This window comes from Pseudomonas sp. SORT22, assembly GCF_018417635.1.
Classification (GTDB): Bacteria; Pseudomonadota; Gammaproteobacteria; order Pseudomonadales; family Pseudomonadaceae; genus Aquipseudomonas.
This window is the reverse complement of record NZ_CP071007.1, coordinates 578,008-603,809: the sequence shown is the minus strand read 5'-3', so window position 1 is coordinate 603,809 and position 25,802 is coordinate 578,008. Positions and strand designations below refer to the sequence as shown.

23 protein-coding genes and 1 pseudogene are annotated in these 25,802 nt (G+C 63.0%); 3 read left to right on the top strand and 21 right to left on the bottom strand.

What is annotated here, in order from left to right:
• Window positions 1–112: 112 nt before the first annotated feature.
• From creD to rloA2, 4 genes are all read right to left on the bottom strand, one after another.
• Window positions 113–1,447, bottom strand: a complete 1,335-nt coding sequence (gene creD, locus JYG36_RS02820; protein WP_045199151.1) for a cell envelope integrity protein CreD — start codon at window positions 1,445–1,447, stop codon at window positions 113–115.
• A 95-nt stretch (window positions 1,448–1,542) separates the two neighbouring features.
• Window positions 1,543–2,976 carry a two-component system sensor histidine kinase CreC gene (gene creC, locus JYG36_RS02815; protein WP_093378787.1) on the bottom strand — a complete coding sequence of 478 codons (1,434 nt, stop codon included), beginning with the start codon at window positions 2,974–2,976 and terminating at the stop codon, window positions 1,543–1,545.
• Complete coding sequence (gene creB / locus JYG36_RS02810) at window positions 2,976–3,659, bottom strand: two-component system response regulator CreB (RefSeq protein ID WP_045199148.1); 684 nt, start codon at window positions 3,657–3,659, stop codon at window positions 2,976–2,978. The genes creC and creB overlap by 1 nt, the downstream gene beginning before the upstream one ends.
• A 113-nt stretch (window positions 3,660–3,772) precedes the next feature.
• Complete coding sequence (gene rloA2 / locus JYG36_RS02805; RefSeq protein ID WP_093378784.1) at window positions 3,773–4,276, bottom strand: retropepsin-like aspartic peptidase RloA2; 504 nt, start codon at window positions 4,274–4,276, stop codon at window positions 3,773–3,775.
• A 180-nt stretch (window positions 4,277–4,456) separates the two neighbouring features.
• On the opposite strand from rloA2, the gene yihG reads away from it, so the two are divergent.
• Window positions 4,457–5,344, top strand: coding sequence for a 1-acylglycerol-3-phosphate O-acyltransferase, YihG family (gene yihG / locus JYG36_RS02800; RefSeq protein ID WP_045199146.1), 888 nt, complete (start codon window positions 4,457–4,459; stop codon window positions 5,342–5,344).
• On the opposite strand, the gene JYG36_RS02795 is transcribed toward yihG, so the two are convergent.
• The 12 genes from JYG36_RS02795 to glyA form a co-directional block, all read right to left on the bottom strand.
• Window positions 5,345–6,502, bottom strand: coding sequence for a glutathionylspermidine synthase family protein (locus tag JYG36_RS02795; protein WP_093378777.1), 1,158 nt, complete (start codon window positions 6,500–6,502; stop codon window positions 5,345–5,347).
• A 9-nt stretch (window positions 6,503–6,511) separates the two neighbouring features.
• Window positions 6,512–7,108 carry a DUF1190 domain-containing protein gene (locus JYG36_RS02790; RefSeq protein WP_213603047.1) on the bottom strand — a complete coding sequence of 199 codons (597 nt, stop codon included), beginning with the start codon at window positions 7,106–7,108 and terminating at the stop codon, window positions 6,512–6,514.
• Between the two features lie 13 nt (window positions 7,109–7,121).
• Window positions 7,122–7,889 carry a DUF1190 domain-containing protein gene (locus JYG36_RS02785; protein ID WP_195885191.1) on the bottom strand — a complete coding sequence of 256 codons (768 nt, stop codon included), beginning with the start codon at window positions 7,887–7,889 and terminating at the stop codon, window positions 7,122–7,124.
• A 16-nt stretch (window positions 7,890–7,905) separates the two neighbouring features.
• Complete coding sequence (locus JYG36_RS02780) at window positions 7,906–8,334, bottom strand: DUF350 domain-containing protein (RefSeq protein ID WP_093378770.1); 429 nt, start codon at window positions 8,332–8,334, stop codon at window positions 7,906–7,908.
• Window positions 8,335–8,405: 71 nt separating this feature from the next.
• Window positions 8,406–8,972 (bottom strand): DUF2780 domain-containing protein, encoded by a 567-nt coding sequence (locus JYG36_RS02775; RefSeq protein ID WP_045199137.1) that lies wholly within the window; start codon window positions 8,970–8,972, stop codon window positions 8,406–8,408.
• A gap of 183 nt (window positions 8,973–9,155) precedes the next feature.
• The gene (gene fdhA, locus JYG36_RS02770; RefSeq protein ID WP_045199135.1) at window positions 9,156–10,355 is read right to left on the bottom strand and encodes a formaldehyde dehydrogenase, glutathione-independent; all 1,200 of its coding nucleotides are present in this window, start codon (window positions 10,353–10,355) and stop codon (window positions 9,156–9,158) included.
• 160 nt (window positions 10,356–10,515) lie between these two features.
• Window positions 10,516–11,373 (bottom strand): formyltetrahydrofolate deformylase, encoded by an 858-nt coding sequence (purU, locus tag JYG36_RS02765; RefSeq protein ID WP_093378767.1) that lies wholly within the window; start codon window positions 11,371–11,373, stop codon window positions 10,516–10,518.
• 11 nt (window positions 11,374–11,384) lie between these two features.
• Entirely contained in the window at window positions 11,385–12,017 is a 633-nt protein-coding gene (locus JYG36_RS02760; protein ID WP_213603045.1) for a sarcosine oxidase subunit gamma, read from the bottom strand.
• Window positions 12,018–12,084: 67 nt separating this feature from the next.
• On the bottom strand, window positions 12,085–15,102 hold the full coding sequence (locus JYG36_RS02755; protein ID WP_213603043.1) for a sarcosine oxidase subunit alpha: 3,018 nt from the start codon (window positions 15,100–15,102) through the stop codon (window positions 12,085–12,087).
• The gene (locus JYG36_RS02750; protein ID WP_045199126.1) at window positions 15,099–15,428 is read right to left on the bottom strand and encodes a sarcosine oxidase subunit delta; all 330 of its coding nucleotides are present in this window, start codon (window positions 15,426–15,428) and stop codon (window positions 15,099–15,101) included. Before JYG36_RS02750 ends, JYG36_RS02755 begins: the two co-directional genes overlap by 4 nt.
• A 14-nt stretch (window positions 15,429–15,442) precedes the next feature.
• Window positions 15,443–16,693: a sarcosine oxidase subunit beta family protein gene (locus JYG36_RS02745; protein WP_038998326.1), complete on the bottom strand. Its 1,251-nt coding sequence runs from the start codon at window positions 16,691–16,693 to the stop codon at window positions 15,443–15,445.
• A 20-nt stretch (window positions 16,694–16,713) separates the two neighbouring features.
• Window positions 16,714–17,967, bottom strand: a complete 1,254-nt coding sequence (gene glyA / locus JYG36_RS02740; protein ID WP_195885194.1) for a serine hydroxymethyltransferase — start codon at window positions 17,965–17,967, stop codon at window positions 16,714–16,716.
• A gap of 231 nt (window positions 17,968–18,198) precedes the next feature.
• On the opposite strand from glyA, the gene JYG36_RS02735 reads away from it, so the two are divergent.
• Entirely contained in the window at window positions 18,199–19,239 is a 1,041-nt protein-coding gene (locus JYG36_RS02735) for a threonine aldolase family protein (protein WP_093378747.1), read from the top strand.
• Between the two features lie 78 nt (window positions 19,240–19,317).
• On the opposite strand, the gene JYG36_RS26730 is transcribed toward JYG36_RS02735, so the two are convergent.
• The 4 genes and pseudogenes from JYG36_RS26730 to JYG36_RS02720 form a co-directional block, all read right to left on the bottom strand.
• Window positions 19,318–20,022, bottom strand: coding sequence for a methyl-accepting chemotaxis protein (locus JYG36_RS26730; protein ID WP_502937512.1), 705 nt, complete (start codon window positions 20,020–20,022; stop codon window positions 19,318–19,320).
• A 204-nt stretch (window positions 20,023–20,226) separates the two neighbouring features.
• Window positions 20,227–21,072: pseudogene (locus JYG36_RS26725) on the bottom strand (PDC sensor domain-containing protein); the annotation flags it as partial.
• Window positions 21,073–21,411: 339 nt separating this feature from the next.
• Window positions 21,412–21,714, bottom strand: a complete 303-nt coding sequence (locus JYG36_RS02725; RefSeq protein WP_038998322.1) for a cell division protein ZapA — start codon at window positions 21,712–21,714, stop codon at window positions 21,412–21,414.
• Window positions 21,711–21,941, bottom strand: a complete 231-nt coding sequence (locus JYG36_RS02720) for a hypothetical protein (RefSeq protein WP_045202365.1) — start codon at window positions 21,939–21,941, stop codon at window positions 21,711–21,713. The genes JYG36_RS02725 and JYG36_RS02720 overlap by 4 nt, the downstream gene beginning before the upstream one ends.
• Window positions 21,942–22,215: 274 nt before the next feature.
• Between JYG36_RS02720 and JYG36_RS02715 the strand changes: the two genes are divergently transcribed.
• On the top strand, window positions 22,216–23,841 hold the full coding sequence (locus JYG36_RS02715; protein WP_093378737.1) for a methyl-accepting chemotaxis protein: 1,626 nt from the start codon (window positions 22,216–22,218) through the stop codon (window positions 23,839–23,841).
• Here the strand turns inward: JYG36_RS02715 and JYG36_RS02710 are convergent.
• Window positions 23,831–25,657 carry a flavin monoamine oxidase family protein gene (locus JYG36_RS02710; protein ID WP_213603041.1) on the bottom strand — a complete coding sequence of 609 codons (1,827 nt, stop codon included), beginning with the start codon at window positions 25,655–25,657 and terminating at the stop codon, window positions 23,831–23,833. The genes JYG36_RS02715 and JYG36_RS02710 overlap by 11 nt on opposite strands.
• Window positions 25,658–25,802 lie beyond the last annotated feature (145 nt).

The following is a 25,802-nucleotide window of genomic DNA, read 5'->3' as shown; positions in this document are numbered from 1 at the left end:
TGGTAGGAGCGGGCTTGCCCCGCGATGCTGACTTCTGCCTCCCAGCGCACGAACAGCCTGGCGATTTTCATCGCCAGCACTGCCCCCAGATACCTCTCCTCGCGCAAGCCGCTCACGACAGCTTCACCTGGCCAACCCCATACCAGTCCAGGCGACGGGTCAGGACCATGAACACACCCAGCAGCGCGAACAGCAGCAGCGAACCCATCAGCAAAGCGTAATCCTCGGCCGTCAGCAGACCGTAGAGCATGCCGTAGAGCATCGCCAGGCCCAGGGCAAAGCCCATGCCGCGCAACACGCTGTGCAGCACGTGGCACAGGTAGAAGCCGATCAGCAACACACAACCGCTCGCCGACAAGGCATAGGCCATGGCAAAGCCCAGGTGTTCGGACAACGACAACAGCAGCAGGTAGAAGAACGCCAGGGCCACGCCCACCAGGCCGTACTGGATCGGGTGCACGCTCAGGCCCTTGAGCACTTCGAAGAGGAAGAAGCCGGCAAAGGTCAGGGCGATGAACAGCAGCGCATATTTGATTGCCCGCTCGCTCTTGAGGTACTGGTCCACCGGGTCGATGAAGCTGACCCCGAAAGCGCGACCGTTGAAGGCATTGCACTTGTCATTGACCACGCACTGGGTCAGGGCGTCTTCGAGGTTGGTGGAGAAGAACGAGGTCTGCCAGCGCGCCGAGAAACCACCGGCATCGATCTTGCGGCTGACCGGCAGGTAGTTGCCGTCAAAGCTCGGATGCGGCCAGTTGGCGGCCATGGCCACGCTGGTGCTACGCCCTACCGGCACCACCTGCAGCTGTTCGGTGCCTTGCAGGCTGAGGTCGAAGGCATAGTTGAGCACGCTGGCGACCTTGCCATCGACACCGGGCAACAGTGCGTGCACACCACCACTCATCCAGCCCAGCTTGGTGCCGGCGGCAAAGTCCAGGCGCTGGTCGTTGAGCTGCAGTTGCAGGCCTTTTTCGATGCCGCGGATGTCGCTGATACCGACGACCAGGAACGCAGGTTCGAAGCGGTAATCCTCGAAGTCCTCGGTAATGCCCCAGTTGGCCGGGATCTCGAAATGGCCGTTGATGTGGCTATTGGCGTGAAACAGGCGCGCTTCGTAGATACCGCGCGAACGCAGCTCGGTGTCGATGCTGGCGTTGAGGTCGAAGGTTTCCGGGAGGAAATACAAATGACCGTTGACCTGGCTGATTTCCTGGAAGCTCTTGCCCTCTTCGGTCTTCCAGCGCCGTTCAATCTTGCGGTACGGCACCACCAGCATCGGCCCGGTAATCTGCTGGGCGAAGCTTGAGCTTTCGGCAATGTCGCGCACCACGCGATCGCGTTGGTACTGACGGTCCTGGATCAAGCCGCCGATCATGAACAACGGGATCAGCAGCAATACGATCAGAAAGCCGATCACGGCCAGTTTGTAACTCAGTTTGCGGTGCATGGACAGGACTCCGGTTTCGATGGGCAGAGTCTGCGCAAACGAAATGGAGCCCTTGCGGACTTATGTGGAGCCTGTGTGCAGACTCTGTGAAGTTTTCAGCCCAGGCGCTTGGCCGGCAGCCACAACCGTACGCGCACGCCGTCCTCGACGTTGGCCACTTCCAGCGCGCCACCATGCAGCTGCATCACCTCTTCGACGAAATTCAGCCCCAGGCCGGTGCTCTTGCGCCCACTGAACGGTCGTGGCAGCGAATAGAAGCGCTCGCTGAGCCGGCCCAGGGCGTAGTCCGGAATCGACTCGCCCTGGTTGAACAGGCTCAAGGCCACGCGGCCATCGCCGTGCTCCAGCTCGAACACCAGCAAACCGCCTGGAGGGGTGAAGTCCAGGGCGTTGTCGAGCAGATTGGCGATGGCCTGGCGCATCAGGAACGGGTCACACAGCAGGCGCGCGGCCGCGGGCAGACGCTGACGCACCTGCAGCTCGGCGCTTTCGATCCGCGCGCCCTGGGCCAGCAGCAACTCGTCGACCAATGCTGCCAGCGGCACCTGTTGCTGTTCTTCCAGCGCTTGCATCTGCTCGACCTGAGCCAGGTTGAGCAGGCGTTCGATCAATTGCTGCATACGTGCGCTTTCGCTTTCGATATTGCCGGCAAAACGCTGGCGCTGTTCGTCGCTCATCGGCCCCTGGAGCAGCTCGCTGGCGCCGCGAATCGCCGCCAACGGGCTTTTCAGCTCGTGGGTCAGGGTGTGCACATAGCGCTCGACGTAATCCTTGCCTTCAAGCTGGGTGCGCATGCGCTCCACCGCCGCCGCCAGTTGCCACAACTCACCCCCGCGATAATGCGGCAGCGCCGTGCGCTCGCCTTCACTGACCGCCTGGGCGTAGCGCGTCAGGCGGCGCAGCGAGCGCGCCAGCCACCACGACAATGCCGCGCCCACCAGCAGGCCAAGGCCGATCAGGCCCAGGCCGAGGTATAGCAGGCGCCGCTCGGAGCGGTCGATATAGGGTTGCAGCGATTTGTTCGGCTTGGCCACGGTGATCACGCCGATGATCTTGCCGTCATCGAGGATCGGCGCCGCCACGTGCATCACCGACGAATCCGGATCGTCCGGGTTGCTGCGAGTCGAGCGTGCACCGTATTGGCCGCGCAGGGTCAGGTAGACGTCGTTCCAGCGCGAATAGTCCTCGCCTACCGCCACGCCGGCCGAGTCGAGCAGCACTTTGCCCTGGGCATCGGTGACATAGATGCGGTGGTTGACCTGGTTCTTCGACAAGCCCCAGATATCGGCCTTGGGCTGGCGCTGGCCGTAGGCGCGCAGCAGCACCGGCAAACGGCTCTGGCCAAGGGTGCCGGCCTTGACGTCGTCGTGGAGGATTTCCGCCAGCAGGTTGGCGGTGTCGACCAGGGTTTCTTCGGTGGACTGACGCACACCGGGGCGGATCTGCTCGCGCACAGTGCTGAGGATGAAGTAGCCGGTCAGCCCGACGAACAGGAAGTACACCAGGAAAATCCGGATCCCCAGGCGCATCAGCTATGGCTCGGGCTGTAGCTGTAGCCCAGGCCGCGGTGGGTCTGGATCGGCTCGGCGTCGGCAGCCACCGCACGCAGCTTGGCGCGCAGGCTCTTGATATGGCTGTCGATGCTGCGCTCGTAGCCGGCATCGGCGGCGACCCCGACGGCATCGAGCAGTTGCTCGCGGCTGAACACCCGCTCCGGTTGCTCCAGCAGGCTTTGCAGCAGGCGAAACTCGTGGCGGGTCAGGCTCAGGGCCTGGCCACGGTAGTGGATCTGCATGCGCAGGGTATCGACCTGGAACAGCTCGGCGGCGCTCACCACAGGTTCCGCGCGCGGCGCCATGCGCTTGAGGATCGCCCGCACCCGGGCCGCCACTTCGCGAGGGCTGAAGGGTTTGACCACGTAATCGTCGGCGCCGATTTCCAGGCCCACCACCCGATCGATTTCGCCATCGCGAGCGCTGAGGAACATCACCGGCACCTCGCTGAAACGGCGCAGTTGCCGGCAGGTTTCAAAACCGCTGATGTCCGGCAGGCCAATGTCGAGGATGATCAGGTCGGCCGGGCGCTGGCGTTGCTGCTCCAGCGCGGCGCTGCCCAGGGTCACCCACTCGGTGCTGTGACCGTCGCCTTGCAGGGCGAAAATCAGCGTATCGGCGATGGCCGCTTCGTCTTCGACAATTAAAATGTGGGGCATCTGGAGCGGCAAGCCTCAAGCGACAAGCTTCAAGAAGAAGCGGATCGCGTGAAGTTACACTGAACCGCTTTTTCTTGCAGCTTGTCGCTTAAAGCTTGCAGCTAGTGAGCTGCTCAGCAGCTCGGCTTGTCTGCGGTAAAGCGCCGCGCCGGGTTTACCGCCGCCTTGAACTCGCGCAGCGCCTTGGCACCGATCAGCAACGGGTAGTTGAAACTGCTGCGGTCGGTCAGGTTGACCTCGACGGTGCGTTTCACGTCGCCCAGGCACAGCTCCAGGTCGACCACCGGGCGCTTGCTGATCTCGGCGCCCTCGCCGTCTTCGTCTTCATCGGCGCGGTTCTTGATCTTGCTGATGCGCGCCAGCTTGTGTTCATAGACCTTGCCGTCGGCGTCCTTGGTGGCGACCCGAAAGCGCACCCACTCTTCGCCGTCACGGGTGAAGGTTTCGATGTCCTTGGCCGACAGCGAAGCGGTCAGCGCGCCGGTGTCCATCTTGGCCTTGAAGGTCTGGCCACCGACTTCCGGCAGTTTGATGTATTCGTAGCGGCCATACAGGGTCGGCTCGGCGGCCAGGGCCGGCAGGGCTAACAGGGACAGCAGTGCAAGTACCGATTTCACAGGATCCGCTTCCTTGAGATAAGACAGTGTTTAGACTGCGAAGGCAGGATAGGTTCGCGCCAATAGCTTATTCAACACAATGTGAAACATTTGTCCGGCGGGAGCAGATCGGAGCATTTGGCGTACGCCGACCGGGTGCTTATCATTGCCGACCGCTTACTTGAATATAAGAGCTTTCTTATGCGCCGCTTGCTGACGGGCATTCTTGTGACCTTGCTGTTGCTGCTCAACACCCTGGTCCTGATCGGCCCGCTGATGGTCTTTGCCCTGCTCAAACTGGTCCTGCCCGGCCGTTACCGCGACTATGCCTCGTGGGCGGTGATGTGGATCGCCGAAACCTGGGCCGAAATCGACAAACTGATCTTCCGCCTGTGCATCCCGACCATCTGGGACGTGCGCGGCGCCGCCGACCTGCGCCTCGACACCTCGTACCTGGCGGTCAGCAACCACCAGAGCTGGGTGGATATCCCGGCGCTGATCCAGGTGCTCAACCGGCGCATACCGTTCTTCAAGTTCTTCCTGAAAAAGGAGCTGATCTGGGTACCTTTGCTGGGCCTGGCCTGGTGGGCCCTGGACTACCCGTTCATGAAGCGCTACAGCAAGGCCTTCCTCGACAAGCACCCCGAGCTCAAGGGACAGGACCTGGAAATCACCAAGGCCGCCTGCGAGCTGTTCAAGCGCCAGCCGGTGACCGTGGTCAACTACCTCGAAGGCACGCGGTTCACCGAGGCCAAGCGCGCCGCCCAACAGTCACCCTTCAAGCATCTGCTCAAGCCCAAGGCCGGCGGCGTGGCCTTCGTGCTGGCGGCGCTGGGCGAACAGCTCGACGCCCTGCTGGATGTCACCATCGTCTACCCCGGCGACAAGGCCCCTGGGTTCTGGGACCTGCTCAGCGGCAATTTGCCCAAGGTGATCATCGACATCCAGGTACATGAGCTGGACCCGGCACTGTGGAGCGGCGACTACGAGAACGACCCGGTGTTTCGCCAGACCGTGCAGGACTGGGTCAACCAGCTCTGGCACGCCAAGGACGCCCGCATCGAGGCCTTGCGCGCCGAGCTGCGCTGATCAGTCGATGATCGCGTGGGGCAGAAAGCGGCTGCTGTCCTTGGTGATCAGCGAGTTGTCTTCGCGAATGCCGATGCCCGCCGGCAGGTCGCCGACCACCCAGCTGCCGATCACCGTGTAGCTGTCGCCAAAGCGCGGCAGCGCCTGGAACTGCTGGATGATGCTCGGCCCGCCGCCATACGGGCCATCTTCGACCACCCGCTTGCCGCTGGCGGTGTGGATCTCGATGTTGGCGCCTTCGCGCGAGAAGAACGGCTTGCGCACCCAGCCCTTGTCGAGGGGCGCGCCCGGGGTTTGCTCGATGAACGCCGGCAGCAGGTTCGGGTGGCCCTGGTGGCGTTCCCACAGCAGCGCCAGCATGCCCTTGTTGGAAAGGATCGCCTTCCACGGCGGCTCGACGAACAAGGTACCGCTGGTGGCGATCGCCGGGCCGTAGGGGTCATGGAAGATGTCTTCCCAGGGGTAGAGTTTGAACAGGCTCGGGATCGGTGCGCCAACATCATCGACAAATCGCCCGCCGCGGCTCAGGCCGATGTCTTCCATGTCTACCAGGCGCGCATCGAGCCCGGCGCCGAGGGCGATATCGCGCAGGTATTCGACGGTGCCGCGGTCTTCGATCGAGTCTTTCACCGAAGAAAAGTAGAACGGCGTGGCAAAGGTATTGGCACCCATCACCTGGGTGAGTTTGTCTTCCAGGCTGTTGAACTGGTCGGCGTCGGCCGGCAGCATGCCGCGCTGCATCTGCTGCTCCAGCCACAGGTACTGGAAGAAACTGGCTTCGTAGAGTGACGTCGGCGTGTCGTAGTTGGCCTCCAGCAGCTTGGCCGGGCCCTTGCCGTCGTAACACAGGTCCATGCGCCCGTAGAAATGCGGGTGGCCGTCGCGCCACGAGCGGCGGATCAAATCGAAGTACGGTGCCGGGATCGCCAGGCGCTCGAGCAGCTCTTCACTGTCGACCACCTCGGCCACCAGCGCCATGCACAGCTCATGCAGTTCGCGGGTGGGCTCTTCAAGATCGTCTTCGATCTGCCGCAGGCTGAACTGGTAATAGGCCGACTCGTCCCAGTAGGGCTCGTCGCCGAAGGTGTGGAAATTGAAGCCGAACTGCTCGGCGGTGGCGCGCCAGTCCGGGCGCGGGGCGATGGAAATTCGCTTCATCTGCAATCCTCAGGTGCTGTAGCCGCGTAGCGACGAGCGGCTGTTGAACCCGTTGCTATCCAGGGTCAACCAACGCGTCGAGCCATAGCTGTTACCGCCGAAAACACGCAATTGGGCAGGCGCCACGTCAGCTCTGCCCTGTTCACTCAATGCACTGCTGACAAACGCCTCGCGGCCCTTGCGCGCCCGGTACACAGGCTCCGCCAGGTAACGCGGTGCGGCATCGACATAGCGCAGGCTGGTCCAGTGCGCCTGGTCGATCGGCACCCCGTCGTCATAGACCTGGCGCTCGGTGGTCAGGTTGAAACCGTCCATGGCCGGCAGAAAAAAGCCGTTGCCCTCGACCTGCTGGCAGTGCTCAAAGCGCAGCTGGCAGGCGTTGAGGTCGTCAAAGCGCGGCGCGTGGGCATAGTGCAGTTGCTGCGCGACATCCCGCGCCTCGTTGCACGCTTCGGCGCGGGTGCCACTGCCAATGCACTGCTGCACCCCTTGATGGTGACGCACCTCGCTATACGGCTTGATTGTTGCCACCTGGTTGTCGCAGGCGCTGAGCACCAGCGGCAGGCTACCCAAGGCCAGCAGGCGCAGGGATCTGCTGCGTTTCATCGGCTGACCTCGTTCAGGAAGCGAAGCCGCCACGCCCCGAAGCACGCGAGACAAAACCGTTGTGGGTACCCACCGCGAACGGCCGGGCCGAGCTGATCAGCTTGTTTGACTGGGCCACGGGGATAATCGCCGGGTGGGCGCTGCCCACGTGCGCCGGGTCGCTGCCGGCAACGGCGCTACCGCCGCCACTCGCCGCCGCATGCTGCGCGGCTTCGCTGAACGGCTGCGAGGCCGGGTGCGAGGTGTCCAGGCCGGCGTAGTAATTGTGGTTTGCCACTTGCTCGGTCAGGGTGCTGACCTTGAACGCATTGCGCCCGTCGCGCTCGTGATAGATCGCCTCGGTCGAATAGCGCGCATCGGTGTCGGTGTACTCGTAATAGCGACGACCGCCGCCGGAGCCGCCGCTCGACGATGAGCTGTTGGTCGACGAACTGCTGCTGTTGTCCTCATCGTCGGCGTACACCTGGCGTTCGGTGGTCAGGGCAAAGCCTTCCATCGGCGGCACGTAGTTGTTGGCGTAACGGCGAAAATCGCACTTGAAATAGACCGCCTCACAGGCCTCGGCGGTCAAAAAGCGCGGGACGTTGGCGGCATGGTGGTTCTGCGCGGCGACCCAGGCTTGCTGGCACACCTGGCGCGGCTTGCCGTCCATGACGCAATAGTCGACGTCCTGGTAGCGCTTGGTTTCGCTGATGATTTTGGTCGGCCGGTCGCCACAGGCGGACAGCACCAGCGGCAGGCTGCCGAGGGCGACCAGGCGAATGGTTTTGCTGCGTTTCATTGTCGATCGTCCCTGATCAGGCGGCGGGGGTCATGCAGGCGGCGTTGAGCAGGCCAATACCAATGGACACGGCGGCCAGCAAAATGGCCGAGGCGGTTTCCTGGCGGGCAACCCGTTCAGCCATGCCTTTGACGCAGCGGTTGACCACCACGAACGCCAGCAACTGCACCACTGCGGCAATCAGCGCCCAGAGCAGGAAGTCGAGCAGCGAAATCGAATGGGAAATGGCACTGGCCACCGGAATCGCAAAACCGATCAAGGCACCGGCCAGGGCAATGGCGGCGGCATTGTTGCCTTCGCGGATCAAGCGCAATTCGTTGTAGGGGGTCAGGCGGGTGTAGATGAATGCGTAGAGGCCGAACAGCACGGCGGCGCCGAGCATGTAGACCACAAAGCCGAGCACGGCGTCGGCAGGCAAAGACATCTTCAGGGCGTCCATGAACATGGCGAATCACACTTCCTTGTAAAACGGGGCGGGACATATAGCACACCGCCCCGCCCGCGCAAATAGCTGGCTTACACGGAAGGCACGCCCGCCCCTGTGCCCCACAGGCTGCCCAGGCTCTGCAACAGCGAGCCGCCGACGCCTTGCTGGCCCAAGTACTGCAGGATCAACGGCGCGAACTGGCCGATCATGCCGGTGTCCATGCCCAGCGCGCTGAAGGCGTTGTTGAGGTCATTGGTGTCTTTGACATTACCCAGGGCATTGCTCAGGGCCGAGGACTTGTCGCTCTTGCCCAGCAGCGTGCCCAGACCGTTCAAACCGCCCAGGGCCTTCTCGCCGGAAAGCAGGTCAAGGCCGGGCACGGCTTTGCTCAGTTGCTCGTAATCGCCGCTGTTGAGCTGATTCTTGGCCAGGCCCAGCAATGCGCCGGTGCCGCCGATGGCTTGTTCGGGGGTGACTTTCAGTTCGCTGCCGAGGGTATTGAGCAGGTTCGCCGAAGCAGCGGGGGCCTGTACCGCGGCATCGCCGCTGTTGCCCTTGGCGGCGTTGTAGACATTGGCCGCGTCATTGAGGCTGAAGCCTGCGAATACCGGAGTGGCAGCCAGGGCCACCAGGGTGACCAGTGCGAAACGTTTCATCGAAATACCTCGTCAGCCGTTAAGGCAGGGAAAACGAGGTTTCGACCTTGTGGGCGGGGGATTGTTCCCTTGTAACCGGTGGAAGCGGGCTTGCCCCGCGATGCGATGTGACTGACAGACCTCTATCGCGGGGCAAGCCCGCTCCCACAGGCACAGTGGGAGCGGGCTTGCCCCGCGATGTGTTTAGGCAGCGCTGAACAGCTTGTGCGGGTCGATGACGAATTTCTTCGGCACGCCGGCATCGAACTCGCCATAGCCTTCAGGCGCCTGGTCGAGGCTGATCACCTGCACACCCACCACTTCGGCAATGTTGATGCGGTCCCACATGATCGCCTGCATCAGTTGGCGGTTGTATTTCATCACCGGGGTCTGCCCGGTGTGGAAGCTGTGCGACTTGGCCCAGCCAAGACCAAAACGGATGCTCAGGCTGCCGATCTTCGCCGCGGCATCCACCGCGCCCGGGTCTTCGGTGACGTACAGGCCAGGGATACCGATCTTGCCGGCAACCCGCACCACGCCCATCAGCGAGTTGAGCACGGTGGCCGGCGCTTCGTGCTTGGCACCGGCATGGCCGTGGCCCCGGGCTTCGAAGCCCACGGCATCGACCGCGCAGTCGACTTCCGGCTCGCCCAGCAGGTTGGCGATCTGCTCGTGCAGCGGGGTGTCCTGGGACAGGTCGGCAATTTCGAAACCCTGGGCCTTGGCGTGGGCCAGGCGCACCGGGTTGACGTCGCCGACGATCACCACCGCAGCGCCCAGCAGGCGCGCCGACGCCGCTGCAGCCAGGCCCACCGGGCCGGCACCGGCGATGTACACCGAGCTGCCCGGGCCAACCCCGGCCGTCACCGCGCCGTGATAGCCGGTAGGGAGGATGTCCGACAGGCAGGTCAGATCGCGGATCTTCTCCATGGCCTTGTCGCGGTTCGGCAGTTTCAGCAGGTTGAAGTCGGCGTAAGGCACCAGCACATATTCGGCCTGGCCGCCGGTCCAGTCGCCCATGTCGACATAGCCGTAGGCACCACCGGCACGGGCCGGGTTGACGGTGAGGCAGACGCCGGTGTGCTGCTCTTTGCACGAGCGGCAGCGGCCGCAGGCGACGTTGAAGGGTACCGAAACCAGGTCACCGATCTGCAGGTTTTCGACGTCCCTGCCCTTCTCGATGACTTCGCCGGTGATTTCATGGCCCAGCACCAGGCCGACCTGGGCCGTGGTACGGCCACGGACCATGTGCTGATCGGAGCCACAGATATTGGTGGAGACCACCCGCAGGATCACCCCGTGCTCGATCTTGCGACCGCGCGGGTCCTGCATTTTCGGGTAGTCAATCTTCTGCACCTCGACCTTGCCAGCGCCGAGATACACCACACCACGATTACCAGACATGCTTTCACCTCGCTAAAGTTTGTTGTTATGTAGCGGTGCAAAGTGCGCTGCCCGTAGGCGGCGCTGTGTTACTGGAATCTGTTTTTGCCTTGAAGGCCTCATCGCGGGGCAAGCCCGCTCCTACCGGTGTGGGAGCGGGCTTGCCCCGCGATGGCGGCCGTCAGAGCACTACCGTCCGGTTGGCGTTGAGGAACACCCGCCGCTCGATGTGATAGCCCACCGCCCGCGCCAGGGTCAGGCACTCGATATCACGGCCCTTGGCGATCAGGTCTTCGGGGTAATGGCTGTGGTCCACCGCCTCGACGCCTTGGGCGATGATCGGCCCTTCGTCGAGGTCGTTGTTGATGTAGTGCGCGGTGGCACCGACCAGTTTCACGCCCTTGTTGTAGGCCTGGTGGTAGGGCTTGGCGCCCTTGAAGCCGGGCAGCAGCGAGTGATGGATGTTGATCGCCCAGCCGTCGAGCTTGCGGCACAACTCGGGCGACAGCACCTGCATGTAGCGGGCAAGGATTACCAGCTCGGCGCCGGACTCTTCGATCACCTGCAGCACCTTGCGCTCCTGCGCCGGTTTGTCATGGGGGTCGAGGGCGAAGTGGTAATAGGGAATGCGGTGCCAGTGGGCCAGGGGCTCTAGGTCCGGATGGTTGGAAACCACTGCCACCACGTCCATGCTCAACTGGCCGATGCGCTGGCGATAGAGCAGATCGTTGAGACAGTGATCGGCCTTGGAGACCATGATCACCACTTTCGGTCGGTGCTTGGGCGCGGTCAGCTCGAACAGCATGCCAAACGCCGCGCCGCGCTCGGCCAGGCCTGCGCGAAAGCTGGCCTCGTCGAAATCATCCGGCTGGCGGAATTCCACGCGAATGAAAAAGCGCCCGGACAGCCGGTCATCGAACGAGTGGTGCTCGGTAACGTAGCAGTGCTGCTCGAACAGGTAACGCGTCACCGCGTCGACCGTGCCGAGCAGGCTCGGGCAGTCGGCGGTGAGAATCCAGGTGTCCGGTGCACGACTCATGGCATTGCTCCTTAAGCCTGAATGCTCAGGCCGTATTCGGCGGAAGCGTCCTGCAGCCACAGCCACCAGTAGTCGGAGAAACTGCGGCGGATCAGCAGCTCCCAGGTTTCTTCACCGGTGCGGCGGATCACCAGTTGCGACTTGGCGAACACCGTGCCGACGGCCTTGCCCACCGGAAAGTTGTTTGGATGTACATCGTAGCTGGTGGATTTCATCAGCACGTCGCGCACGTTGGGGCCGCTCAGTTCCAGCACGGTTTGCCCGCCACTGACGTTGACGATCTGAATGTGCAGGCCATCGAGGGCGTCGCGCAGCTTTTGCTCGACGGCAAATTCCTCTCCGCCGGGGACGATCAGCAGCCACTCATCCGGGCCCAGCCACTGCAGCGACATCTCGCCGTTGGCGACCACGGTCAGGGCCACCGGCAGTTCCAGGCCCAGGGCCTTGAACACACCGCCGGCAAAGGCCGGGTCCTTGCCATCGCCTCGCAGGGTCAGGTGGCCGAGGAGTTTTTTCTCGCGCAGGGTTACCCCGGCGTTTTTGCGACCCTTGCCGATCAGGCTCGGCAGGTCGGCGTGGTGCAGCGGAGTTTCAGCCTTGGCGTCGTTGCCGGGGCGTTGCTGGTAGACGTTGATCGTGCTCATTACACACCTGCCTTGAATTCTGTGGACCTGGTAACGCGATCCCTGTGGGAGCTACATCACGCCGGCGTTAGATGTTCTGCCGCTCACCCTTCGGATCGAAGAACACCGAAGAGCAGATCTCGGCCTCGATCACGCTGCCATCGGCCTGGGGCGAGTAGACCCGTTCGCCGATGCGTTTGAGCCCGCCCTTGACCACACCCATGGCAAACGAATAGCCCAGGGAGTTGCTGGCGTAGCTGGAGGTGACGTGACCGACCATGTCCATCGGGATCGCTTGTTTCGGGTCGAACACCAGTTGCGCGCCTTCTGGCAGCCACTTGTTGGGGTCGACCGGCTTGAGCCCGACCAGCTGCTTGCGGTTCTCGCGCACGCAGTCTTCGCGGTTCATCCCGCGCCAGCCGATCCACGAAAACGGCTTGGTGCGGCCAACACACCAGCCCATGTTGAGGTCGTCCGGGGTCATCGAGCCGTCGGTGTCCTGGCCGACGATGATGAAGCCCTTCTCGGCGCGCAGTACGTGCATGGTTTCGGTACCGTACGGGGTCAGGTTGTATTGCTTGCCGGCAGCGACGATCTTCTCCAGCACGCCCATGGCGTAGTTGGCCTGGACGTTGACTTCATACGACAGCTCGCCGGTGAACGAGATACGGAACACCCGCGCCGGCACACCGCCGACCAGGCCCTCCTTCCAGGTCATGAACGGGAAGGCGTCCTTGTCCAGGTCGATATCGCTGACTTCGCTGAGCAGCTTGCGGCTGTTGGGGCCCGACAGGGTCAGGGTCGCCCAGTGGTCGGTGACCGAGGTGAAGTACACTTTCAGGTCCGGCCATTCGGTCTGCTGGTAGATCTCCAGCCACTGCAGCACCCGCGCCGCGCCACCTGTGGTGGTGGTCATGATGAAGTGGTTGTCGCCGACACAGGCGGTGACGCCGTCGTCGAAGACCATGCCATCTTCTTTGCACATGAGGCCGTAGCGGGCCTTGCCAACATCGAGCTTGGTCCAGGCGTTGGTGTAGATGCGGTTGAGGAATTCGCGCGCGTCCGGGCCCTGGATGTCGATCTTGCCCAGGGTCGAGGCGTCGAGCAGGCCGACGCTGTCACGCACCGCCTTGCACTCGCGAGCCACGGCGGCATGAATGTCCTCGCCGTTGCGCGGGAAGTACCAGGGGCGCTTCCACTGGCCGACGTCTTCGAATTCGGCGCCGTTCTTCACATGCCAGGCATGCAGGGCAGTAAAGCGTACCGGCTCGAACAGGTGCCCGCAGTGCCGGCCCGCCACCGCGCCGAAGGTGATCGGCGTGTAGTTGGGGCGGAACATGGTGGTGCCCATTTCCGGGATGGTGATGCCCATCGAACGGGCGGCAATCGCCAGGCCGTTGATGTTGCCCAGCTTGCCCTGATCGGTACCAAAGCCCAGCGCGGTGTAGCGCTTGACGTGCTCGACCGACTCGAAGCCTTCGCGGGTAGCCAGTTCGATGGCGGCGGCGGTGACGTCGTTCTGCTGGTCGACGAACTGCTTCGGCGCCCGTGCAGTGTTCTTGTCGTGGGGCACCTGGAACAGCGCCACGGTTGGTTCCTCCTGGCGTGCCAGGACTTTCGGAATCACCCCCAGCACCGCCTTGAAACCGGCTTCGGTGGCGGCGCGCACGCCGCCTTCAAAACCATCGGCGAGGGTGTCGGCAAGGGCGAACACACCGTTGATGCCACCCACGCACACGCGTTTTTGCGGTGCTTCACCGGGTACGAAACCGAGAATGTCTTCACGCCAGACCGGTTTGCCGCCCAGGTGCGAAGCCAGGTGCACCACCGGGCTGTAGCCGCCGGAGGTGGCTACCAGGTCGCAATCCAGCCACTCGCCGGGGCTGCTGACCTTATGCGCCTTGACGTCGATGGCGGCAACCCGGGCTGCAGTCACGTGCTTGCTGCCGCGCGTCTCGATCACCGCGCTGGAGGTGAGGATGCGAATGCCCTTGGCCCGCGCCTCTTCCACCAACGAACCGCGCGGGTTGTGGCGGGCATCGGCGACGGCGACCACGTTCAGGCCGGCGTCGTGCCAGTCCAGGGCCACGCGGTAGGCATGGTCGTTGTTGGTCGACAGTACCAACTTGCGCCCCGGCGCCACGCCATAGCGGCGCACGTAGGTCGAGACCGCACCGGCAAGCATGTTGCCCGGCACATCGTTGTTGCCGTACACCAAAGGCCGCTCGTGGGCGCCAGTCGCCAGCACCACACGCTTGGCGCGTACCCGGTGCATGCGCTGGCGCACCTGGCCGATCGGCGCGCGATCGCCCAGATGGTCGGTCAGGCGCTCGTGAATGGTGAGGAAGTTGTGATCGTGGTAGCCGTTGACCGTGGCCCGTGGCAACAGGGTGACTTCCGGCAGTGCCTTGAGTTCGGCCACCACAGCCGCAACCCAGTCGGCGGCCGGTTTACCATCGAGGGTTTCACGGCTGTCGAGCAGGCTGCCGCCAAACTCTTCCTGTTCATCGGCGAGGATCACCCGCGCGCCGCTGCGGCCAGCCGCCAGGGCTGCGGCCAGGCCGGCGGGGCCGGCGCCGACCACCAGCACGTCGCAGTGGTGGTTCATGTAGTCGTAGCTGTCCGGGTCGTTCTGCAGCGGCGCACGGCCAAGGCCGGCGGCTTTGCGGATGTACTTCTCGTAGGTCATCCAGAACGACTGCGGGTACATGAACGTCTTGTAGTAGAAACCCGGCGGCATCAGCTTGCCGCCGACCTTGCCGAGGATGCCCATGACGTCGTTGTTCACATTCGGCCAGCCGTTGGTGCTGGTGGCCACAAGGCCGGCGTACAGCGCCTGCTGGGTGGCGCGCACGTTGGGCACCTGGGTGGCTTCGGTGGCGCCGATCTGCAGGATGGCGTTGGGCTCCTCGCTACCTGCGGCGATGATCCCGCGCGGGCGCGAGTACTTGAAGCTGCGCCCGACAATGTCGACGCCGTTGGCCAGCAGTGCAGCGGCCAGGGTGTCACCGGCAAAGCCCTGGTAGGTCTGGCCGTTGAAGGTGAAGTTCAAGACTTTGCTGCGATCGATACGACCGCCGTTGGACAGGCGATAGACCTGGCTCATACCTTTTCTCCCTGACCACTGACTGCCAACTGCGGGCTGGTGTTCTTGCCGGTGACCTGCGGCTTGGCGCCGATCGGATAGGTTTCGAGAATTTCGTAGGTCAGCGTGTCACGCGTGGCGTTGAAGTACTGGCGGCAACCAGCGGCGTGAATCCACAGCTCGTGGTGCAGGCCACGGGGGTTATCGCGAAAGAACATGTAGTCGCCCCACTCCTCGTCGGAGCAGGCGTTGGGGTCCAGCGGCCGGGGAATGTGCGCCTGACCTGCGGCGTGGAACTCCTCTTCGGAGCGCAGCTCGCCGCAGTGGGGACAGAAGATATGCAACATGGGGATTTCTCCTGTTAGTGGGCGACAGCGGCGGCGCCGTGTTCGTCGATCAGTGCACCGTTGTGGAAACGGTCGATGGAAAAGGGTTTGGCCAGCGGGTGCATTTCGCCCTTGGCCAGGCTTGCGGCAAAGACGTTGCCCGAGCCTGGGGTGGCCTTGAAGCCGCCAGTGCCCCAGCCGCAGTTGAAGAACATGTTCTTCACCGGGGTCTTGGAGATGATCGGGCAGGCGTCCGGGGTGGTATCGACGATGCCGCCCCACTGGCGGTTCATGCGCACCCGCGAGAGGATCGGGAACATTTCGACGATGGCCTGCAGGGTGTGCTCGATCACCGGGTACGAACCGCGCTGGCCGTAACCGACCCAGCCGTCGATGCCGGCGCCGATGACCAGGTCGCCCTTGTCCGACTGGCTGATGTAGCCGTGCACGGCGTTGGACATGATCACGCTGTCGATGATCGGCTTGAGCGGCTCGGACACCAGTGCTTGCAGCGGATGCGATTCGATCGGCAGGCGGAAACCTGCGAGCTTGGCCATGTGCCCGGAGTTACCGGCGGTGACCACGCCGACGCGCTTGGCGCCGATAAAGCCTTTGTTGGTCTCGACGCCGATGACCACGCCGTTTTCCTTGCGAAAACCGATCACTTCGGTTTGCTGGATCAGGTCGACGCCCAGGGCGTCGGCGGCGCGGGCAAAGCCCCAGGCAACGGCGTCGTGGCGGGCAACACCACCGCGGCGCTGCACGGTGGCGCCGATGATCGGGTAGCGGGTGTTCTTCGAGCAGTCCAGGTAAGGGATTTCTTCAGCTACTTGTTGAGCATTGAGCAGCTCGCCGTCGACGCCATTGAGGCGGTTGGCACTGACCCGACGCTCGGAGTCGCGCATGTCCTGCAGGGTGTGGCAAAGGTTGTAGACGCCGCGCTGGGAGAACATCACGTTGTAGTTGATGTCTTGTGACAGCCCTTCCCAGAGCTTCATCGCGTGTTCATACAGGTGCGCCGACTCGTCCCACAGGTAGTTGGAGCGGACGATGGTGGTGTTGCGCGCGGTGTTGCCGCCTCCCAGCCAGCCCTTCTCGACCACTGCCACGTTGGTGATGCCGTGTTCCTTGGCCAGGTAGTAGGCGGTGGCCAGGCCATGCCCGCCACCACCGACGATGACCACGTCGTAGACTTTTTTCGGGGTGGGCGTGCGCCACATGCGCTGCCAGTTTTCGTGGTGGCTGAGCGAGTGCTTGAAGAGGCCGAAGCCTGAGTAACGTTGCATAGTCTTTACTCCTGGACCACTCAGCGATAAACCGGAAAATCTGCACAGAGTGCCGACACGTTCTTCGCAACATCGGCCTCGACGTCGGCATCACCGAGGTTATCGAGGATGTCGCAGATCCAGCCGGCCAGCTCCACGCACTGGCTGACCTTGAAGCCGCGGCTGGTGACCGCCGGGGTGCCGATGCGCAGGCCGGAGGTGACGAACGGCGACTGCGGGTCGTTGGGCACGGCGTTCTTGTTGACGGTGATGTGCGCACGGCCCAGGGCGGCGTCGGCCTCTTTGCCGGTCAGGCCCTGGCGGATCAGGCTGACCAGGAACAGGTGGTTGTCGGTGCCGCCGGAAACCACGTCATAACCGCGTTTGATGAACACTTCGGCCATGGCCTGGGCGTTGTCGATCACCTGCTGTTGATAGGTCTTGAAGCCAGGCTCCAGCGCCTCCTTGAAGCACACCGCCTTGGCGGCGATCACGTGCATCAGCGGGCCGCCCTGGGCACCGGGGAATACCGCGGCGTTGAGCTTCTTCTCGATCTCTTCGTTGCTGCGCGCCAAAATCAGGCCGCCACGCGGGCCGCGCAGGGTCTTGTGGGTGGTGGTGGTGACCACGTCAGCGTAAGGCAGCGGGTTCGGGTACAGGCCAGCGGCGACCAGGCCGGCAACGTGGGCCATGTCGACGAACAGATAAGCACCGACCTTGTCGGCGATCTGACGAAAGCGTGGGAAATCGAGGGTTTTTGAGTAGGCCGAGAACCCGGCGACGATCATTTTCGGCTTGTTCTCCAGCGCCAGGCGCTCGACTTCGTCGTAGTCGATCAGCCCGGTGTTGGTGTCGATGCCGTACTGCACGGCGTTGTACAGCTTGCCCGAGGACGACACCTTGGCGCCGTGGGTCAGGTGACCGCCGTGGGCCAGGCTCATGCCCAGGATGGTATCGCCGGCCTGCAGCAGGGCCAGGTATACGGCGCTGTTGGCCGAGGAGCCGGAGTGCGGCTGAACGTTGGCGTAATCGGCGCCGAACAGCTGCTTGGCGCGGTCGATGGCCAGTTGCTCGACTTTATCCACATGCTCGCAACCGCCGTAATAGCGCTTGCCCGGGTAGCCTTCGGCGTATTTGTTGGTCAGGCCGCTGCCCTGGGCCTGCATGACACGCTTGCTGGTGTAGTTTTCCGAGGCGATCAGCTCGATGTGATCTTCCTGGCGTTGCTCTTCGGCATTGATCGCCGCCAGCAGTGCATCGTCATAACCCTGGATCTGGTCTTGCTTGCTGAACATCGCAGTCTCTCCCGGCAGCGGCATCGGTTCTTGTCGGGCAATTGCCCTTTTGCAGCGATGGTATGACCGACGCAGACAGCCCAGATGCCTACGGACGCCACGCAAAGGTGCGTTTACGACATGTAGCCTCATCGCGGGGCAAGCCCGCTTCCACGGGGGCAATGCTTTGTATAGGCGACGCCGCAATTCTTGGTTTAGAGTGCTCGTCTGCGTCGTTCACAGGACAGTGTCATGCCAGATAAAAGCCAGCAATTCGCCAGCGACAACTACTCAGGTATCTGCCCCGAAGCCTGGGCCGCCATGGAAAAGGCCAACCAGGGCCACGAGCGCGCCTACGGCGACGACCAATGGACGGCACGTGCCTCGGAATACTTCCGCAAATTGTTCGAAACCGACTGCGAAGTGTTCTTCGCCTTCAACGGCACCGCCGCCAACTCGCTGGCGCTGTCGTCGCTGTGCCAGAGCTATCACAGCGTGATCTGCTCGGAGACCGCCCACGTCGAGACCGACGAATGCGGCGCCCCGGAGTTCTTCTCCAACGGCTCCAAGCTGCTCACCGCGCGCAGCGAAGCCGGCAAACTGACCCCCGAGTCGATCCGCGAAGTGGCGCTCAAGCGCCAGGACATCCACTACCCCAAGCCACGGGTGGTGACCATCACCCAGGCCACCGAGGTCGGCAGCGTTTACCGCCCGGACGAACTCAAGGCCATCAGCGCTACCTGCAAGGAGCTGGGCCTGAACCTGCACATGGACGGCGCCCGCTTCAGCAACGCCTGCGCGTTCCTCGGCTGCAGCCCGGCGGAGCTGACCTGGAAGGCCGGTGTCGATGTGCTGTGCTTTGGCGGCACCAAGAACGGCATGGCGGTGGGTGAAGCGATCCTGTTCTTCAACCGCGAGCTGGCCGAAGACTTCGACTACCGCTGCAAGCAGGCCGGGCAACTGGCGTCGAAGATGCGCTTTTTGTCGGCACCCTGGGTCGGTTTGCTGGAAGACGGCGCCTGGCAGCGCCACGCTGTGCATGCCAACCACTGCGCGCAGTTGCTCAGCGAACTGGTTCGCGATGTGCCGGGGGTTGAGCTGATGTTCCCGGTGGAGGCCAACGGGGTGTTCCTGCAGATGTCGGAACCGGCGCTGGAAGCCTTGCGCAACAAGGGCTGGCGCTTTTACACCTTCATCGGCAGCGGCGGCGCACGCTTCATGTGCTCGTGGGATACCGAAGAGGCGCGGGTGCGTGAGCTGGCGGCGGATATCCGGGCGGTGATGGGGGCTTGAGGGCCTTATCGCGGGGCAAGCCCGCTCCCACCGAAGATCAATGAAATCCGGTGGGAGCGGGCTTGCCCCGCGATAATTTCAAAGGCGAAACCCACCCATCTGCCGCGCCAGGTCATCGGCCAGCCCGCGCAGCGCCTGGCACTCCTCCCGGCACCCCTGCACATCCACCGCCGTTTCCCGCGCCAGGTCGGAAATCCCCTGCACCGTGCGGTTGATCTCCTCGGTCACCGCCGACTGCTCTTCAGTCGCTGTCGCCACCTGATGGTTCATGTCACTGATGTGCTCGACCTGCTCGGTGATGGTCCCCAGCGAAGCACCGGTCTGCTGGCTCGACTCCACGCCCGTACCGGTTGCCGCCTGCCCGGCCTGCATCGACGCCACCGCACTGCCGGCACCCTGCTTGAGGCGCAGGATCATTTGCTGCACTTCATCGGTGGACACCTGGGTGCGCCGCGCCAGGGTTCGTACTTCATCGGCGACCACGGCAAAGCCGCGGCCCATCTCGCCGGCTCTCGCCGCTTCGATGGCAGCGTTGAGCGCCAGCAGGTTGGTTTGCTCGGAGATGCTGCGGATCACCGCCAGCACTTCGTCGATCGACGCCACCTCCGTAGCCAGCTCCCCCACTGCACTGGCCGCCTGGCCAATCTCCTCGGACATGCCCTCGATATGGGCAATCGAGCGGCGCACTACGTCGCGGGCCTGTAGCGCTTCGCTGCGCGCGGTTTGCGAGGCGTGCGCGGCATTGCCGGCATTCTGGGCAATGTCCTGCACGGTCAGGCCCATCTCATGCACGGCGGTGGCGACCATCTCGGTCATTTCCTGTTGGCGGCCGGAACGCTCGGCGGTGTTGTCCACCACTTGCGTGACTTGCGCCACCGACGCCCGCAGGCGCTCGCTGGTGCTCAGCACCTCGCCGATCAGGTCACGCTGGCTGTCGAGAAAGCGGTTGAAGCCACGGGCCAGGTCGCCGAGTTCGTCTGCACGGTTCTCGTCCAGGCGCTGGGTCAGGTCGCCGCCGCCATTGCCGATGGCCATCAGGGCAGCGGTCACGCGGCGGATCGGCCGGACGATACCGCGTGCCAGCAGTACCACCAGCAACAGCGACACCAACGCCACTGCGCCGCCAATCAGGCTGGTCAGCCAGACGGTCTCGCGTACCTGGGCGTAGATCTGCGCTTCTGGCACTTCGGCGACCAGCGTCCAGTTGAGGTCACGCAGCGGCAGGCTGAGGGCCAGGTAGCCCTCGCCATCGCGCTCGAAGCGGCTGCTGTGCAGGCCCTGCTCACGGCTCAAGACAACTTTGGCAGCCTCGCCACCAATCTGTTCGGCCAACTGCCGCTTGCCGCTGAACTGCGCCTGCGGATGCACCTGGATCAAACCGTCGCCACGCACCAGCATGACTCGCCCGTGCTCGCCAAAACTGAAGTTGTGAATCAGCTCGGACAGTTCGGTCATGCGCAGGCCAAGCCCGGCGATGCCCACCAGTTGCCCGGCTTTTTCCACCCGATAATCGATGAACAGCGCCAGTTCGCCGGTGCTGCCATCGGTGTCGATGTTCAGCAGCCGCGGGTTGCCGCTGTCGATGAAGCCGAAGAACCATTTGTCCGCCGGGTTGCTGCGGCTGAGGGTGCGGTCCAGGCCTTTCTCGTTGTAGTAGTGGTTGCTCGCGGTCGCGGCAAACAGCGCGGTAAAGGCCTGGTTGTGCTTGCGCAGGGCTTCGAGGTACTCGATGAATTGCGGCGCCTGGGCACTGTCTTCGCCCGCCGCCAGCCAGTCGCGCAGCAGGGTGTTGTTGGCGATGTCCGCCGCCGCCGTCAGCGGCCGGCCAAGCATGCGCTCGATGTCGTTACGAATCGCCTCAATGCTCGCCGGCAAGGCAGTGTCGACCAGGTAACGCTCGGTCAGCCGATTGACCGCCACGCTGTAGATGCCGACCACCACCAGAATGCTCAGCAACAGCGCTGCGCCCATGCTTGCGATCAATTGCCACTGGATACTGCGCCGCCAGAACTGCATGTATTTCCCCTGGGTAAATAAGCCCTGTAGTGCAAGAGACAGGCCAATTGTATACAACAGGAAATACAATAATGACAGTGATCCACAGCAATGCCGGCCCACCCTCCCGAAGGCGGTGAGCTGGCAAAAAGGTTTAGCTTGGGGCTTTGGAGGCGATCAGCTGTTGCTGATGGTCCGCGCAATCACATCGACCGTGGCGTTGACTTGCTCTTGGTAACGGTCGAGGGCCTGCTGGTGCTGCTGTTGCAGTTCGATCTGCTGCGAGCACAGGTTGAGGGCTGCCAGTACCAGCAGCTTGTCACCGATCAGGGTCGGGTATTTACGCTTGGTATCGGCCAATGAGGCATTGAGCATCTGCACCGCTTGCGCCAGCGCCTGCTCCTGGCCTTCGGGGGCCTTGATCGAATAATCGCTGCCGAGGATCGACACGACATTGATCGGCTGCGCTGAGGTTTTCATGCGTTCACGGCACCAACGCTGGCACGCTCAACCAGGGCCTGGATGCGTGCGGCGGTAGCGCCCTGCTTTTCTTCCTGCTCCAGCAGGCTCAATTGCAAGCTGTCGTTTTCATCTTTGGCCTGGGCCAGTTCGGCACTGATTTGCGCGTTGCGCTCGGTCAGTTCCTGATTCTTCTGCACCAGGTCGCTGACCAGTTGCTCCAGTTGACTAAGGGAAGTTTCCAACATGATTGCCTTCTCGGGGTGTTTCAGGGGGCGCACACGATAAAGAAAAGTCCGCGTGCTAGCCAGGGATATCGGGTTTAGACGCTTCGGCCTGGTGCAGATTGACCCGCCGATCCGGGTCCGGTTCCCCGTTTTGCCTACCACCGGTCAGGAAAAAAGATAGCTGCCTCACAATTTCATCTTCGCCCGCTCAAGTCTTTACCCCGCCGACCGATAGGCATGGCAGTCCTGACTCCTGCGCACGGTTCGCGTGCCCTTTTCCCTCCTGGATACCACCATGTCCCTACGCAACATGAATATCGCCCCGCGCGCGCTTCTGGGCTTTGCTCTGATCGGTGCGCTGATGCTGGCCCTGGGTCTGTTCGCCCTGAACCAGATGAGCAAGATTCGCCAGGCCGGCGAAACCATCGAGACCTCGACGGTGCCAAGCCTGACCAACCTCGACCAACTGACCCAGCTGACCCTGCGCCTGCGCACTCTGTCGTACCGCCTGCTGCTCAACCGCGAAGCCGACACCCTGCAGGCCACCCTCAAGCTGATCGACCAGCGCAACCAGCAGATCGACGACGCGCGCCGCAACTACGAACCGTTGATCTTCGGCAACCAGGAACGCTCGGCCTACAACCAGTACGTGCAGTTGCTGGGCCAGTACCGCCAACTGGAAAACCGCATGCGCCTGGCCTCGCAGAACAATGACCTGGACACCCTGCGCAACCTGATCAACCGCGACATGCTCGACAGCTCCGAGCAGATCAACAGCGTCATGGATCAACTGGTCAGCATCAACACCGAACAAACCAGCGAGATCAACCGCACCGCCGCCGAACAATATTCCAATGCCGTGACTCTGGTGATCGGCCTGCTGCTGGCCGCCACCGCCCTGACCCTGATCTGCGCCCTGCTGCTGACCCGCAGCATCGTCAAGCCGATCGACGAAGCCCTGCAGGCCGCCGAGCGGATTGCCGAAGGCGACCTGACCCGCAGCATCCACGCCGAAGGCCAGGACGAAGCAGCGCGTCTGCTCAAGGCCATGGCCAAGATGCAGAACAAGCTGCGCGACACCCTGCAGCAGATTTCCGGCTCGGCCACCCAGCTGGCATCGGCGGCCGAAGAGCTCAACAGCGTCACCGACGAAAGCGCCCGTGGCCTGCAGCAACAGAACAACGAAATCGAACAGGCCGCCACGGCCGTCACCGAGATGACCAGCGCCGTCGAAGAAGTCGCGCGCAATGCCGTGAGCACCTCGGAAGCCTCCAAGGAAGCCACCCGTTCGGCCGGTGACGGCCGTGACCTGGTCATGGAAACCGTCAGCGCCATCGAGCGCATGAGCACCGACGTGCAAGGCACTGCCGAACTGATCGGCAACCTGGCGGAAGAGTCGCGTGATATTGGCAAGGTGCTCGATGTGATTCGCGGCCTGGCCGACCAGACCAACCTGCTGGCACTCAACGCCGCCATCGAAGCGGCGCGTGCCGGGGAAGCCGGCCGCGGCTTTGCCGTAGTGGCTGATGAAGTGCGCGCCCTGGCCCACCGCACCCAGCAGTCGACCAGCGAAATCGAACGGATGATCGGCAGTATCCAGGGCGGCACCGAGCAGGCGGTCAACTCCATGCGCAACAGCACCGAACGCGCCGAGTCGACCCTGAACATCGCCCGTGGCGCCGGCCTGGCGCTGGAAACCATCACCGGCGCGGTGGCCGAGATCAACGAACGCAACCTGGTGATCGCCAGCGCCGCCGAAGAGCAGGCCCAGGTTGCCCGCGAAGTCGACCGCAACCTGGTCAACATCAACGATCTTTCGGTGCAGTCGGCCACCGGCGCCCACCAGACCAGCGCCGCCAGTGCCGAGCTGTCGCGCCTGGCGGTGGACCTGAGCGGGCTGGTGTCGCGCTTTAGCGTTTGACCTGCAGATCGGCCAGCGCAGCCGGCTTGAGGGGGTCCCACTGCGCAATGGGGCCGCCCTCGGGGCTGAAGCCGTTGTTGTAGCGCGTGGCCAGTTTGTCCACGGCATTGAGTGCCGTGGTCACCGCCCCTTCGGCCCAACCGCCAGTCCAGGACACATCGTCGCCGGCCAGGATGAAGCCATCCACCGCGCTACCGTCACTGCCCTCCTTGAACTGGCTGAACAACAGCCGCTGGTACTCATACTGACCCGGCAAGTTCATCTTGAAAGCCCCAAGGTAGAAGGGTTCGTTCTCCCAGTTGATCTCGACAAAGGGGTCCGTCGTGGGGAAATGCGAAGCCAGGTCAAGGCCGGGATAAACCTGATCGAGCAAGGCTGTGCACAACTCGCCATGTTGCGGCAGGCTGCCCTGGCGATCGCCAAGAAACTTCAGGCTGTCGTCGTTCCAGGTGTACATCAGGAAAATCCCGCTGCCTTTGTGGGCTCCCGGGTTTCGGCTGTAGTCCACCAGGTAGGTACCGCGGGTCAGACGGTCAGACAGGGTAATACTCATCAGTTGCTTGCCGTCCTGCCCACGCTGGGTCCAGAACGGCTCGCGGGTAGCGGCAAAAATCTTGGCCGACTGCATGTAGTGGGTATACATCACCGCTTCCCATTGCTGCTGCGTCAGCAGCGAACGGCTGGCTTCAATGCCTTCGGCGCCGTTCATGTAGCGGAATTTGTCGAGTATCCGCACATGCGGGGTGTAGACCACACTGGCGTAGCGCAGGCGTTGGTCGCGTCCGCTCTGCAGGTCATGGCAGAGCACTTCGAAACCGCCACCTTCGCCCGCTGTCAGGCGCTTGATCTGCCGAACTTCCTGGCGCAGCGGGTCGCCCGGAAACGCGCTCGCCAGTTCTTCCAGGGTCATGTTCTGCGGCCAGAACACGCTGTCATCACCAAAGGCCGCTGCAGGTTGCTGCCAAAGCCGTAGGGGCAACTGGTCGGCACCGTCGCGCATCAACAGGTGGTTGATATCCAGCCCGGTATACAGCACCCGCAGTACTTCCAGAAAGCAATTGGGAAAGTCGGTGTTCCAGCCACCCGTACCAAAGCCGATCTGGCCGAACAGGTTAATCTCGTCGGCAGGCCAACGCGCCTGCTCGACCATCGCGGCATGAAAGCTGAGGTTGTCCCAGCCTTCGCGCAAAATTGCATTCCACAACAGTTTGATTTTCGCCTGGTCTATTGTCCCGGCAGACATGGCGTGTTCCATTTCCTTGAAATGGATAGGCGCCTGCTCGAGAAACTCATCGAAGAACTTGATTTCAATGTTCTCGAACGCCGGCGGCCGGGGAAAGTTGTCATTGCCGACTTCGTAGTAATATTTTTCGTCGGCATAATCAACGACAGTACTAACGGCGGCGGCACTTCCGGGATTGGGAAAGTCTTCAGTGTTATCCCGCATGCGCACTTTGCTGAAGTAATGCATCAGCGCCTGGCCCGACAACGGAAAGCGCATGGCACCGCGCTCAAACGGCACGCTATCGTTGACCGCGGTCGAATACAGGCGCCCGCCTATGCGTCCGCTGGCCTCCACCAAAACCGGATGCAGGCCCATGCGCATTGCTTCATAGGCGGCAACCAGCCCGGCCACGCCGGCCCCCACCACCAGCACTTGCTGGCCATGATGCTGTGGCTGGATTCGGCCAAGCGGTGCCGGCCCCTTGTCCGCCAGGTACTGCCCATAGTCAAAAGGAAAGTCTGGAATCAGCGCCCGAACCTGATTATCCAGCACACGCTTGGCGGAAAGAATTCGTGAAGGGATCGAGGACATATCAGGCTCCGCCTGAAGGCAGTGATGAACTCACAGCATAGAGCCGGGGGTCTTCAATAGTTATATTGATTGGCAATCAAAAACACGGAACTTGAACTAGCAAAAATGCCAGTTGACGCTAACTATTTTATATCGCCTGATCATT